Origin of the sequence: Labilithrix luteola (assembly GCF_001263205.1) — a bacterium.
Taxonomy (GTDB): Bacteria; Myxococcota_A; Polyangia; order Polyangiales; family Polyangiaceae; genus Labilithrix; species Labilithrix luteola.
In genome coordinates this window covers 4989043-5002841 of record NZ_CP012333.1, presented here as the reverse complement: position 1 = coordinate 5002841, position 13799 = coordinate 4989043, and the positions used below count along the sequence as shown (strand labels likewise).

Sequence of the window (13799 nt, the reverse complement as noted above, 5' to 3'; positions counted from 1 at the left end):
TTGGTCAGGGGCCGAACGTGATGCCAAACGATCCCGTCGCCACGATCTGCGGAACCTCGTGGACCGGAGCCTCGACGCCCTGGATCCCGAAGGACTTCCTTCTCAGGGGAGCGGCCAATTCGAAGACGAAAGAGAACTCGACCGCCGAGGAAAGCGGACGGCCAAGGCGGGCAAACGCTCCGACGTCGCCCCAGAACCCCGAGTAGCTTACCGACGCTGGAAGATCGCGAGCATTCACGATCAAGGCTCCGACTCGGAACACGGGGCCACCGCTCAGACGGAATCCTGCGAGAGAGAACTCCGGGCCGGTATCCACGCGGCCTGCGGTCCAGAGGAAGGAGAAGCCCCCGTCATCGACCGGCTCTTCGCGGTAGGTGATGACGCCGCCGACCTGCGCGAGCCAGCGCAGCGACCGTCGCTCGAAGAGAACCACACGCGCACTGACGGCACCTCCAGGCGAGACCCCTGGCGCGACACCGCTCGCCGCGACGGCTCGGAGGTCGAGGCCAATGCCGAGGCGCGAGCGGCCCTTCTCTTTGGGGCGCGGAGGCGCGGGACGTTCGGGAGCGAACGACGACGGTGGCGGGGTTGGAGGCGGATCTTCGACCGGCGCGGGAGGAGGCGCCGGCGGTTCGACGCCGTCCGGAGGACTCAGCGCGAGAGCCGTGAAGACGACGAGGGCCCGGGCGACCTCATTGCAACTTGCACCGGTCACGTCACGCACGGAAGGTGGAGCGACGGTCTCGAGCGCTCCGCGATACGTGCTCCCATCGGCGGTCACTCGGATACGCACCTGCCGTCCGTCAATCGCGGACACGGGACGATCGCCGAGCCTTTCCTTGACGCTGCCAACGAACGCGGTCTCGGTCGGGCAGTCGGGCGGCGCTACGTAGTCGAGCGCCAACGGCGTGCTCTCGGCGCTCGCACCAAGTGGGAGGCCGGTCACCGCGATGGCGAGCGCTAGGCCAATTACCCGCGCTCCACGCATGGCGCGACTATGTCACAAGGCGCGTCGCGGAACCCAAGCCGAGCGTCCGCGAAGGACGGAAAAATCCGACCGCGCTCGGGGAAGTGGTCGGCCGTGTGGCCAATCGGTTCGATTTGGCGCGACGCCCGAAGTGCCTCCCCGTCCTTTCGGGCATGCGATGCATCGGCCTCCGAGTTTTCTCGGTGAATGTCGTACACGGCGAGTGTTCGGCGTCCCCCTCGCGCCGAGGCACGCGATGATTCGACAGGGTACAGCGATCCTGGCGCTGGTGCTGGCGGGCGGCGCGGTGACGGCCTGCACCGGCATCATCGGAGGCGAAGACGATCGCAGCGGTCCGGGGACGGGCTCGGCCGTCGGAGCGAACGGAGGCAACGTCACGCCCAGCGCACTCGACTGCTCATCGAACACGATCAAGCCGGGCGACGCTCCCCTACGTCGCATGACCCGCGAGCAATACAACGCCACGGTGCGCGATCTGCTGGGCGACGACTCCGCCCCGGCAAACGGCTTCGTGGCCGACGGCGCGTTCGGTCCGTTCGACAGCAACAAGGAGGCGCCGGTCACGAGCCTCATCGCCACCCAGTACATGAACGCAGCGGAGAAGCTCGCGACGGCGGCCACGGCGAACATCACGGCTTTCGCGTCATGCGCGGCCAGCGGCAACGATGCCCAGTGCGCCCAGGACACGATCGCGTCGTTCGGCAAGAAGGCATACCGTCGTCCGCTGAGCGGCTCCGAGTCGACACGCCTCCTCGATCTCTTCACCACGCGCCGCGCGCAGTCGGGCGAGACGTTCCAGAGCGCCATGCAACTCGTCCTGCAGGTGATGCTCCAGTCGCCACAATTCGTGAACCACATCGAGACCGGCGACCTCGCTCGCGCCAAGGATGGTGCCGCTCCCCTCACCGGCTACGAGATCGCGTCGCGCCTCTCTTATTCGATCTGGGGAACCATGCCGGACCAGGCGCTCTTCGACGCCGCCGATCAGGGCAAGCTCGACACCGTGCAGGACGTCGAAGCGCAGGCGCGACGCATGCTCGACGACCCGCGTTCGCATGACGGCATCATGAATTTCTACAGTGAGTGGCTCGGCCTCGCCAAAGTACTCAAGATGAACAAATCGACGAACACGTATCCTCAGTTCAATCCCGCGCTCCGTGCGGCGATGGCGGAGGAGACGAAGCAATTCGTCAATTCGATTCTCTGGAATGGCGACGCGCACCTCGAGACGCTGATCGACGCGCCATTCACATTCGTCAACGGCCCGCTGGCGGAGCTCTACGGAATCCAGGGAGTAACCGGCAATGCCTTCACGCGCGTCGACCTCGACCCCAAGCAGCGCCGTGGCGTCTTCGGCGAAGCCAGCTTCCTCGCCGCCAACGCGCACGAGGCGCAGACCTCGCCGGTCCATCGCGGGAAGTTCATTCGCGAGCGCATTCTCTGCCAGCAGATGCCCTCACCGCCGGCCAACGCGAACACCAGCCCGCCCTCCGCCGACGCCACCACCACCACGCGCGAGCGATTCGCCCAGCATTCCAAAGATCCGGTTTGCGCGGGCTGTCACAAGCTCATGGATCCGATCGGCCTTGCCTTCGAAGAGTTCGATGGCGTTGGCGCATTCCGCGCGACGGAGAACAACCTCCCCGTCGATTCCAGCGGCGAGCTCGTCGGCACCGACGTCGACGGCAAGTTCGTTGGCCTGACCGGCCTCGTCGACAAGCTGGTGCAGAGCGACCAGGTCCGCAAGTGCGTGGCGACGCAGTGGTTCCGTTACGCGCTCGAACGCCCGGACGCGACGGACGACGCCTGCCCCATACAGGGCGTGCAAACCGACTTCGCAAAATCTGGATACAACCTGAAAGAGCTCATCATCCTCGTCGCAAAGTCGGATTCATTCCGTTACCGGAAGATCGATACGAGCGCAGGAGCTTGCCAATGAAGTTCTCCCGGCGTCACTTCCTCCAGGGTCTCTCCGTCGCCGCGGGCGCTCTCGCGCTCCCGTTCATGAATCGTCAGAGCAGCGCAGATACGGGCAACTTCCCCAAGCGCCTCATCATCTTCGCTACGCCGAACGGCACCGTCTTCAACGAGCTCTGGCCCGTTCCAGGCAACAACCCACCCCTCAACAGCCCCGCGGTCGGCGGCGGCGGAAACAACTTCGCCTTCAAGCGGATTCTGCAACCGCTCATGCCCCTCAAGTCGAAGGTGTCGCTGCTCCGCGGCCTGGACATGAAGTCCGCACTCATCGAGCCGGTGCCGGTCAACCACGAGCCCGACAACGCCAACATGCTCACCGGCTACCAGGGCACGCCGCTCCAGCCGGGCGGCATGTCCATCGATCAGCACATCGGCAACGCGCTCGGTCAATTCACGAAGTTCAGCTCGCTCCAGTTCGGCGTGCAGACCGGCGCCTATCACATCTCCGCACGCGGCAAGGGCCAGCCCGTCGTCGGCGAAGACGACCCGATGCAGGCGTTCAACCGCATCTTCGGGGACTTCACGCTCGACCCCGCCGAGCTCGCGCGCGTGCGCGCCCAGCGCCAGAGCATTCTCGACGGAGTCAGCGCCGAGCTGAACGACATCCGGTGCAAGCTTGGGTCGGTCGAAGCCGCGAAGTTCGACGCGCACCTCACCTCGGTCCGCGAGCTCGAAAAGCAGCTCGTCACGGCCGTGGGCGCGTGCACCGTGCCGAAAACCCCGAGCACGATGGACATCCAGGACCCCACGAACTTCGCAGCGGTCGGCAAACTGCAGATGGACAACCTCGTGGCGGCCATCGCTTGCGACCTCACGCGCGTGGCAACGCTCCAGTGGTCGAACGACGCGAGCTCGATCGTCCACACCTGGGCGGGAGTTCCGAGCGGCGCCGGCCACCACTCGCTGGGTCACCGCGAGGTCGCGGGCGTCGATGAAGCGACGGCCGAGGATTACCTCACGAAGATCGAGACCTGGTATTGCGAACAGTTCCTCTACCTGTGTCAGAAGCTCGAGGCGATCCCCGAGGGCAACGGCACGATGCTCGACAATTGCGTGGTGCTCTGGTGCCACGAACAGTCTCTCGGTGAGATTCACCAGCGCGTCGACATGCCGTACGTCATGGCCGGCAGCGCCAGTGGCTTCTTCAAGCCCGGCAAAGCGATCGACTTCAAGGGTCAGCCGCACACGCGTCTGCTGTCGACCGTTGCCACCGCCGTCGGCGTTCCCACGAACAGCTTCGGCGATCCGCAGTTCAACAGCAGCCCGCTCACCGAACTTTCCTGACTCGGCATTTCCAAAAGGATATTGCGATGACGTTTCGACGCGCTTGGTTGGTCAGCCTCACCACGCTGACGCTCGTCGCCCTGTGGAGCTGCAGCTCGGACGATTCGACCAATCAGCTCACGAACTCGGGCTCGCAGAACGGAGCCAACGACGGTGATCGCAGCTCGTCGAACGAGGGCCCCACCTCCGGCGATTCGAGCACTACGAACGAGGGAGGGAATACGAACCCCAACGACGGTGGCGCAGATTCGAGCGATTCCGGCAAAGGCAACGACTCCGGCCCGCAGGCCGGCTGCACCGGTGCCAAGGTCTGCGACGACTTCGAGAGCTACGCGAAGGGCGGACTTCCGACGTCTCCTTGGACCACGCAAGTCGCCTCGGCCAGCATGGCCATCGACGATTCGAAGGCCTACGACGGCACGAAGTCCGTCCACATCACGACGAACGGCGGCGGCGCGATGGCCGTCATGGTCCAGGAGGCGCCGCTCTTGCCCATGTCAGGCAACAACGTCTACGGCCGCTTCATGATGTTCTACAACGTCATGCCGACGACCCATTATCACCTCGTCATCCTCAACGGCCCGGGCGACAACGGCCAGATGACGATGGGCGGCCTCGAGAACTCGAAGGCCCTCTTCAACTTCGGCCCCGGCGACAATACGGCCGTCAGCAATGCGAAGTATCCGCAAGGCAAGTGGGCCTGCATTCAGTGGCAGTTCGACGGCCCCAACAAGACGGCCGTGATGTCGATCGACGGCGTTCAGCTCGAGAACAAGGTCACGAACTGGCAAGCCTTCGACATCGCGAAGCTGAGCGTCGGCCTCCTCAACTGCTGCGACGACGGCCCGAAGGTCGACATGTGGCTCGACGCGATCGCCATCGACGACGCCGCCGTCGCCTGCCCCTGACGATTCGAGCGGGAGCGACACGGCACCACGGTCACCGGACCTGGGCAGCTCGTTGTCCATCCTCGAGCTCCGGTGCGCGACGAGAACCACGATACGCGGGAATTTCCAAGGTCAGCGGACTGGCACGGTTCGCGCACACGCGGCACCGATGGCTGGGCGCGCGGTTTCCCGACGAGACGTTCTGACGTGGACTGGGATCGGTCTCGGCTCGCTCGTTCTCGGCGGCTGCGGGGTCGAGACGAGTGAAGCATCCGAAGGGGCGACGGACGCGCTGATGGACTCACGTGTGATGCGCTCGTCGGTGCCGACATCGTCCTCGCCGACGGCACGCAGAAGACGGTGAGCGCGGCGAACGATCCCGATCTGTTCTGGGCTCTTCGTGGTGGCGGCGGCGGCAACTTCGGGATCGTGACGTCGTTCAGGTTCGCCGCGCCGAAGGCTCCGTCATCCGTCGTCGTCTTCAGCCTCCAATTCCCCGCCGGATCCGCGACCAACGTGCTCGGTGCTTGGCAGAGCTGGCTCGCCACACTCCCGAACGAGGCGTGGTCGAACTGCGTCGTCTCGGCCGGGTCGACCCCCAGCATCCGCGTCGGCGGCTCGTTCGTCGGGAGCAAGGCCACCATCGATTCCCTCCTCGACGACTTCGTCGCGAAGACGCATGCGCAGCCGACCAAGCGCAGCGTCGTCGAGAAGAGCTATATCGATGCCATGCGCTACTTCGGCGGATGCTCGACGAAGACCCTCGCGCAGTGCCACCTCGCGAGCGAGAGTGCGGGGGGCGTCCTCGAGCGTCAGGCCTTCGTCGCCTCGTCCCGCATGCTCGAGTCGCCGATGAGCGCTCCAGACCAGCTCACGGCGCTTCTCGCGAAGTACAGCGGGATGGATGTCCTCTTCGACAGCCTCGGAGGGAAAGTCGCCGAGACCCCGCCCGACGCAACCGCCTTCCCCCATCGGACCGCGCTCGCCAGCGTGCAAGTCTACAAGGGCACGACGGCGGCGAACCGGGCGAACGCGACACGTCAGGTCGGCGAAGTTCAGACCGCACTCGCGAGCATCGTCGGCGGCGGCGCGTACATCAACTACATCGATCCGAACCAGCGTGACTGGGGTCGCGCTTCGTACAAAGGCAACCTCGAAAAGCTCGCGAGCGTGTCGAGAGCCTACGATCCGGACGGCTTCTTCGCCTTCGCGCAGTCGGTCACCGCCGCCTGACCGTTCGCTCAGCGCAACTGAGTTGCGGCTACGGCTGGGCTCGCCCCTGACACGAAGCGACGGACGTGGCGAGAGAACCTCGCTAGACTCTCACCACGAAGGAATGCGTGCGTCGCGAACGCCCACGACGAGGGGAACGCTGGCATTCCTCGCGGCGAGTCTCGTCATCCTCCAGGCGGGCCGCGCCGAGGCCGCTCCCTACGAGCTCGAATGGTCGGCCCCCGAGGGTTGTCCGACGCGCGAGCGCATGATGGAGGCGTCCCGTCGCGCGCTCGGCGAGCCGATGTCGTCCGGTGCGGCCGAACTCGTCGTCCATGGCGAGGTGACGTCGGACGAAGGATCCTTTTTGGTCGTCTTGCGCGTGAGGGATGCTGCGGGGGCCGACCTCGGCGAACGCCGCGTCCGCTTCTACGAGTCGCGCTGCTCGGAGATCGAGGAGCCCGCTGCGTTGCTCGTTGCCATGATGATCGCCGTGGCGCGGTCGCGTGAGCCCGCACGAGAGACCGCCGCCGAGCCTGCGCCACCGCCCGCCCCGCCGCCCGCCCCGTCGGTCGTCGCCCCGCCCCTTCGTGACCGCACCGTATCCCCTTCCCCCGTACCCGAGGGCCACAAGGAGCCTCTCGCGATGGCGGTCAGCGGCTCGGGCGTCGCCAGCCTCGGGTTTCTCCCGAACGTCGGATTGGGCGTTGCCTTGCGATGGACGGCCTCGTTCCCAATGCTCGTGCTCGGCGCGGAGGGAAGCTTCGAGACCTCGTGGGCCACGTCGGCACCGGGTGGCGACGTCACCTTTCGTTACTTCGATGCCGGCGCACTCGTGGGTCTACGCGTGCTGCGATCACGCGCCTTCGAGCTCATTCCGCTGGTCGAGGCGCGGCTCGGCGCCCTGGCCGGGTCGACGTCGGGCTTTCGAGCCTCCTATGACACGACGCGCCTCGTCGGCATCGTCGCGGCGGGAGCGCTCGTGAAAATCCGACTTGGATCCCGAACACACCTCGAAATCCTGCCGGATGTTCGGCTACCGCTCGCCCACGACGTCTTCGACGTCCGCCAGGACGGTCAGCTCATCCGTTTGCACGAAACGGCGTCCGTCGAAGCTCGTCTGTCGATCGGCGTCGGCTGGTCATTTTGAGGCCAAGATTCGCGTGCGGGCGAAATCGATCGAGGCATTAAAAAAGACGGGGCTCTGATGCATAGGCCTCGAGTGACCGCAGTTTCTGGACTCGCCGAGCCCTCAACGTCCGTCGTGGCGCCGGCGCGGCCGACCGTCGAGGAGCTCTTTTCGGCACACGCGAACTTCGTGTGGCGGAACCTGCGACGGTTCGGAGTCCGTTCCGCCGATCTCGAAGACGTCACGCACGACGTCTTTCTCGTTGCCCATCGAAAGTACCCGGATTGGGACGGTGCGCACGAGCGCGCGTGGCTGTTCGCCATTGCCCGCCGCTGTGCGTCAGCCTACCGGCGACGCGCGCATCGCACCCGTGAGATCCAGGTCGACGAAGTCCCCGACCTCGGCGTCGAGGGCGACCCTTCGACGCGCGCCGAGCTCGAACGACTCGATCGCGCCCTCGCGATGCTCGACGAAGACAAACGCAACGTCCTCCTTCTCTACGAAACGGAATCGATGTCCATGCGCGAAGTCGCCATTGCCCTCGGGTGCCTGCTCCCGACGGCTTACGCCCGCCTCTACGCCGCTCGGCGTGAGCTCGCGCGCGCATTCAGGGAGCCGCGATGAAGCTCGACGGCCCCCCGCGCCTCACCGACGACGAAGCCTCCGAGCTCGGTAGGGCCCTGCGTCTGTCCGGGCGGCAAACGATGGACGCCGCTGCCTCCGCTCGCCTCGCGCAACGTCTCCAGACTTCGGGAGCCTTCGAGGAGACGAGCAGCGCCGGCTCGATGGCCTCTGGCAGCGTGCTCGCGCGCCTCGGAAGCGCGAAGTTCGCCCTTCTCGGACTCGTCGCGCTCGGCGGTGCTGCCGTCACGTGGCGCAGCCAACATACGACGCCCCCGACGCCCTCGTCTGTCGTCGCTCTCGCTCGGACGTCAGAGGCTCCGCACGTCACCAACGACCCCTCGCCGGCGCCCGTGCCGGCGACGAGCAGCGAAACGATGCCGTCGATCTCGGTCGATGCACTTCCATCGTCTACGGCCAGCGCACCCGCGCGCGCCATCGTTCGTCCCATCGCGCCTGCAGCGTCGACGTCTGCTCCGACTGCATCGCATGCGTCTGCGCCGTCCGAGGCGGAATTCGCCTTGATCCGGCGCGCCCAGCTCGCACTCACCGACAACCCGACACAAGCGCTCGCCCTCACCGACGAGCACGCACGAACGTTCCCGAACGGCGAGCTGACGCAAGAGCGTGAGCTCACCGCCGTCGAGGCGCTGGCCCGACTCGGTCGGATGCCGGAAGCCACGAACCGCGCTCAGGCGCTTCTCGCACGATTCCCACGCACGCCGTATGTCGCGCGCATCGAGCGTGCACTCGCTCGCTGACGTCCCAGCACGGACGAGGAGACTCATGCTTCGTAGATTCTTCTGGCTGACCGCGTTCGGCGGCATAGCGCTCGCGTCGATGCCGGCGTGCTCGCGCGAGACCGTCCTTGCCGACGGCTCGAGCGAGGGCCCGACGGGATTCGTCGTCGACTCCGGCGCCGATGGCACCACGGACGACGTCGACGCGTCGATTCAGGGCAACGTGCTCATGTGTCCGGTGACGACGTGCTCGCTCCCGTACACGACGTGCGCCTCGTCGGCCTTTCCGTGCGACGTGAACCTGCTCACGGACGACGACAACTGCGGAGCGTGTGGCGTTCGCTGCGCTGGGCCAAACGTCGGACACAGCAAGTGGTCGTGCGTGGACGGGCAATGCACGTTCAGCTGCAACGACCCCGGTTTTCGCAATTGCGACGGCAACCCCACGAATGGTTGCGAAGCGGCCGCCGACGACGTGAAGAATTGCGGAGTCTGCGGCAACGTGTGTGCAGACGGCCTCGTCTGCTACCAGGGCGAGTGCATGACGGCGTGCGAGTCCATGGGGGCGCCCGACCAATGCCCCGACCCCGACCATCCGCCCAACTTGCTTTGCACGGACAAGCGGACGGCCGACAAGGACTGCAAGGTCTGCGGCCGGATCTGTGATCCGAGCGGCCCTGGGCTGAAACCCCTTCCCGACGACATGTACTACGGCTGCGGGGGAGGCAAATGCACCACTCCCAAATGCAAAGTGCCAGACCCGCCAAACTCGCCGAAAGCGAATTGCAACAAAGATCTGGCGGACGGCTGTGAAGTGGAGCTCTTTACGACCGAAAACTGCGCCGGTTGCGGAGACCAATGCGCCCCCGGCCAGATCTGCTTCGTCAATCCTTTCACCGGCCCCAAATGCATCTGCGCCCCCGGCGAGACGCGCTGCTTCGGATTCCTCTGCGCGCACCTCGACGATGACCCGGACCATTGCGGCGGCTGCAATCAGCGCTGCGCCGGCTTCGATCGCCCGCATTACGTGCCGACGTGCACGTACGGACTCTGCGGCGGTCAGTGCGAAGAAAAATTCGCCGACTGCGACGGCTTGACCGACAACGGCTGCGAGATCGACACCCGCGTCGACAACCGGAACTGCGGGGGTTGCGGCCATGCCTGCCTCCCCGATCAGGTTTGCTCGGAGGGCCAATGCCTCGTCGCCCCCTGCGACACGGAAACACCGACGACCAAATGAGAACACTCCTCTTTCATTCGCGTGGTCACCGTCGAGGCGTTCTCACAGTCGCCGGCCTCGTCGCGCTCGGCGGCATCTCGCTTGCCGCATGCGCCGAGTCGAGCAACGAAGCCCCGACGACGCCGGACAGCAGCGTCATCGCACCGAGCGAGGATGCTACCGCCGACGCAGCTTCCGATGCCGATGCTGACGCCGCTGACGCGGCCATCGTCCTCCCCGACGTGCCGTGTGCGGTCGGAAACGTGTGTCATGTGCCAACAACGCTGACCGTCGGGTCCTTCTCGGCACTCGCCGGACGATCGAACAGCGACGTGTGGGCCGCCGGCTCGCTCGGCCTCATGATTCACTGGGACGGCCACGTTTGGACGGACATCCGTTCGACCGAGGTGCCCAAAGATCTCTCGACGATGACGGGCCTGTCGTTGTCGGCGGACTGGGCGTACGGCGTCGCTGGTCCGATTGTCATGCGACGAGGCCTCTCGCCCGATAGCGTCCATAAGATCGACACCTTCATCCCGTACGCTTTCACGAGCATCGTCTTCCTCGACAACGGCCATGGCTATATCGGGGCCAGCGAGGGCAGCCTCGCGCCTCCCGGAACGGGCGGCCTGCTCATCGAGCTCGTCGACTTCGACGGCGTCGGGTTGATGGCTCTTCCTCCCCCGGTGGTCGCCGCGAACAACGCGCCGATGCCGATGAACATCCAGGCTCTCTTCGCCGTCCCTGGCAACGCCCTCTGGGCCGTCGGACAACGTGGCACGATTGCCCACTATCCACTTGCTGAGGCCGACGCCGGGCCTGGAGAAGGCATGGTGCTTCCGCTCGCGAATCAAAACAATCTCTTTGCCGCGTGGGGCCAAGGTGATCAGCTCTGGGCCGTCGGCGAGGCCGGTACGGTCATTCACATCGACGGCACGACGGCGACGGAAGAGGCATCGGGCACGACGACAACGCTCAATGCCGTCTTTGGATTCTCGAAGAGCGATATCTGGGCCGCGGGAGATTCCGGAACGCTGTTGCATTTCGACGGAAAGACCTGGTCGCGAATTCCGATTCAGGGTTACAGCGGCAAGCTGAGGACGATCTGGGGTGCCAGCCCGGACGACGTGTGGATCGGAGGCGAAGGCGCCATGTTCCACTGGGGACCACTTCCATGAATCACCATTCACGACGAGCGGCCATCGCGAGTCTGATCGTACTCGGCGCGTGCGCGACGAACAGCGCCACCGAAGAGCCGGCTCCGGCGCCCGACACGAGTGTCGCGTCCGATGCCGGCCTGACCGACGACGCCACCCCGAACGACGGTGGGGCGCGCGACGTAAACCTCGATGCCGAACGTTCCCTCGTCTGCGGCAAGACCGGTTTTTGCGAAACCAAGATTCCAACTTCGGATATCGGAGAACCGCTCTCGCTACGTGCGGTGTGGGTGGCGAGTTCGAACGACGTCTGGACCGTCAGCGCCGAAGGCTTCATCTTGCATTGGGATGGCACGAGCTGGACGACGTCCTATCGTGCGGCTCACGCGCTCTACGCCGTTTGGGGCAGCGCCACGGACGTGTGGGCGGCGGGCGAGCGCGGACTGCTTTTGCATTCGACGTCGGCGTCGAACAACGGTGCGTGGACACGCGTCGAGACTGGGCACACCAAGGACATTCGCGGAATCTACGGGTCGGCCCCCGACGACGTGTGGTTCGGCTACGACGGTGCCGTCGAGCATTTCGACGGGTCCACGCTGACGAGCTACGATCTCGGCAATCCTGCGCTTCGCGCGCGCACGTTGTTCGGACGCGCCGGCTATGGAACGTACGCTCTCTACGACGTCCCCTGCTCGCCCTGCAACTTCGGGCCCATTAGCCGTACCCTCATCTTCGAGCTCGTGCCGGATCAGATCGCGGAGGTCAATTCCGCCGCAGACCGCCAACTAGGCATATTTCCGACGTCGGCGGTCGTCACCGACGCGCCCGACGACGAGCACCGCTTCTTCGTATTCGGCTACCAAGCGATCGGCAAGGCCTGGTATTTCGCTTACGCGAACTTCGGCAAAGTCGCCCTTCCCCCTGTGCCCATCCCGTGGGTCAGGGACGTGTCCGGCAAGGAATCGAGGATTGGTGACATCAACGGCAATACTTACCCTCCGCCTCCCAACCTGGTGTCCTGGGCAAAAAGCGGCGTCGACGTGCGCGTCCAAAGCGCCATCGGCGTCGCCAATCGCTGGGACGGCACGGACCTGGTGGCGGCGCCCGCCATCGACATGGGCTTCGATTTCGTCCCGCGACAGCTCAATGCCATTCACGGAAACGATACGGATACGTGGCTCGTGGGCGACGGTTTCGCCCTGAAGGGACCTACGAAATGAGCTCGCGACGCAAGGCAATTGGCAGCGCGCTGCTCCTGTTGGCGCCCTTCGGCATGGTAGCCCCCCTCGCGTGTTCGTCTTCGGACGAGACCGCGACATCCCTAGGTGACGACGCCGAAGCGCCGACCAACGACGCCGAGAGCGATGTCAGGGATGCCGGCCCGGGCACGCACGACGCCGATGCCGACGCCCTGCCTCCACCAACCTACGACTTCACGATCGCGTGCACGGGCACTCCGTGCGTGAATCAGCTCGCCGCGCGCGGCGGCAGTCATGCGTGTGCCGTGCTGCAGGATGGAACCGTGCGCTGCTGGGGAGCGAACGAATCAGGGCAGCTCGGAACCGGCCTGAGCGACGCCGGGCCCATGCCCGCCTTCCTGGCGACGCCCGCGGCCGTGAATGCCACCTCGAACGCGGCGAGCGTCGCGGTCGTCGGTGACGACCTGGCGGGCACGACCTGCGTCGTCTCGACGGCCGGCGACGTCTCGTGCTTCGGCTCGGATGCCCATGGGCAGCTCGGGCGAGGCGGCGCAGTGTCCGCGGGTGCTCACCCCGAACCGGTCGTCATCGAAGGATTGAAAGCGAAGTTCGTCTGGCTGGCAAACACCTTCGCTCTTGCCAACTCGGACGACGGCCGAGCGTGGTCTTGGGGAGCGAATGACAGCCTCCAGTTGGCTCGAGCGGACGGCGACACGAGCGCGACCACATCTGCGGCGCAGGCCGGTCGACTGGCTGGTCCCGTGCGCGGCTTCGCGGGCACGAGCGACAACGGCTTCGTGGTCACCGAAACGGGAACCGTTCTCTCGTGGGGCAAGTCGATCGACTCGCCGCTCGCCCGGGCGAGCTCGCTCGTCGCCGATCCCGTCCCGGCCCCCCTTGCTCTCTCCGACATCGTGGGAATCGCCAGCGGCACTTCGCATGTCTGTGCATTGAGTCACGGGGGAGGCCTCTTCTGCTGGGGAGCCAACGACCAAGGCCAGCTCGGCAGCGGCACCTTGGGGACTCAAGAGCTTCCTGCGCCAGTCTCCCTTCCCGAAGGCGTTCAGGCCGTCGCTGTGTTCGCCGGCGGAGACGACACCTGCATCATCGCCGCGAACGGCGATCTTCTTTGCTGGGGCGCGAACGACCGCGGACAGCTCGGCGTCACCGCAGGACGCGCGCAGCCCCACCCTCGACGCATCGAGGGGCTCGGCGAGCAGGTCGTGTCCGCTGCCATCATGGACGCCGCGATCTGCGCCCTTCGCCGTGGTGGCACGGTCGCCTGCTGGGGTGACAATCTCGTGGGCCAGCTCGGGCGCGGCTCACGCGACGACGCAATCCACGTTGAACCGGGGGCCATCGTATTCCCATGATCGATTCGCTTCA

The 13799-nt window shown here is 65.8% G+C and carries 12 protein-coding genes; 11 read left to right on the top strand and 1 reads right to left on the bottom strand.

Annotated elements, in window-relative coordinates; all coding sequences use genetic code 11:
- Positions 1-4 precede the first annotated feature (4 nt).
- Positions 5-988, bottom strand: coding sequence for a hypothetical protein (locus AKJ09_RS22120; protein ID WP_146649198.1), 984 nt, complete (start codon positions 986-988; stop codon positions 5-7).
- 235 nt (positions 989-1223) lie between these two features.
- Between AKJ09_RS22120 and AKJ09_RS22115 the strand changes: the two genes are divergently transcribed.
- The 11 genes from AKJ09_RS22115 (at position 1224) to AKJ09_RS22065 (ending at position 13786) form a co-directional block, all read left to right on the top strand.
- Positions 1224-2927 carry a DUF1592 domain-containing protein gene (locus AKJ09_RS22115; RefSeq protein WP_169927745.1) on the top strand — a complete coding sequence of 568 codons (1704 nt, stop codon included), beginning with the start codon at positions 1224-1226 and terminating at the stop codon, positions 2925-2927.
- A complete protein-coding gene (locus AKJ09_RS22110; protein WP_146649196.1) occupies positions 2924-4249 on the top strand; it encodes a DUF1552 domain-containing protein in 1326 nt (441 codons plus the stop codon). The genes AKJ09_RS22115 and AKJ09_RS22110 overlap by 4 nt, the downstream gene beginning before the upstream one ends.
- 26 nt (positions 4250-4275) lie before the next feature.
- Positions 4276-5157, top strand: coding sequence for a hypothetical protein (locus AKJ09_RS22105; RefSeq protein WP_146649195.1), 882 nt, complete (start codon positions 4276-4278; stop codon positions 5155-5157).
- Between the two features lie 339 nt (positions 5158-5496).
- Positions 5497-6369, top strand: a complete 873-nt coding sequence (locus AKJ09_RS22100) for a BBE domain-containing protein (protein WP_146649194.1) — start codon at positions 5497-5499, stop codon at positions 6367-6369.
- 103 nt (positions 6370-6472) lie between these two features.
- Positions 6473-7498 (top strand): hypothetical protein, encoded by a 1026-nt coding sequence (locus AKJ09_RS22095; protein ID WP_146649193.1) that lies wholly within the window; start codon positions 6473-6475, stop codon positions 7496-7498.
- Positions 7499-7570: 72 nt separating this feature from the next.
- Positions 7571-8101: an RNA polymerase sigma factor gene (locus AKJ09_RS22090; RefSeq protein ID WP_169927744.1), complete on the top strand. Its 531-nt coding sequence runs from the start codon at positions 7571-7573 to the stop codon at positions 8099-8101.
- On the top strand, positions 8098-8859 hold the full coding sequence (locus AKJ09_RS22085) for a hypothetical protein (protein ID WP_146649191.1): 762 nt from the start codon (positions 8098-8100) through the stop codon (positions 8857-8859). The genes AKJ09_RS22090 and AKJ09_RS22085 overlap by 4 nt, the downstream gene beginning before the upstream one ends.
- Positions 8860-8884: 25 nt before the next feature.
- Positions 8885-10078, top strand: a complete 1194-nt coding sequence (locus AKJ09_RS22080) for a hypothetical protein (RefSeq protein ID WP_146649190.1) — start codon at positions 8885-8887, stop codon at positions 10076-10078.
- Complete coding sequence (locus AKJ09_RS54335) at positions 10075-11235, top strand: WD40/YVTN/BNR-like repeat-containing protein (RefSeq protein ID WP_205633765.1); 1161 nt, start codon at positions 10075-10077, stop codon at positions 11233-11235. The genes AKJ09_RS22080 and AKJ09_RS54335 overlap by 4 nt, the downstream gene beginning before the upstream one ends.
- Positions 11232-12434, top strand: coding sequence for a WD40/YVTN/BNR-like repeat-containing protein (locus AKJ09_RS22070; protein ID WP_146649189.1), 1203 nt, complete (start codon positions 11232-11234; stop codon positions 12432-12434). Before AKJ09_RS54335 ends, AKJ09_RS22070 begins: the two co-directional genes overlap by 4 nt.
- Positions 12431-13786 (top strand): RCC1 domain-containing protein, encoded by a 1356-nt coding sequence (locus AKJ09_RS22065; protein WP_146649188.1) that lies wholly within the window; start codon positions 12431-12433, stop codon positions 13784-13786. The genes AKJ09_RS22070 and AKJ09_RS22065 overlap by 4 nt, the downstream gene beginning before the upstream one ends.
- The last annotated feature ends 13 nt before the right edge of the window (positions 13787-13799 follow it).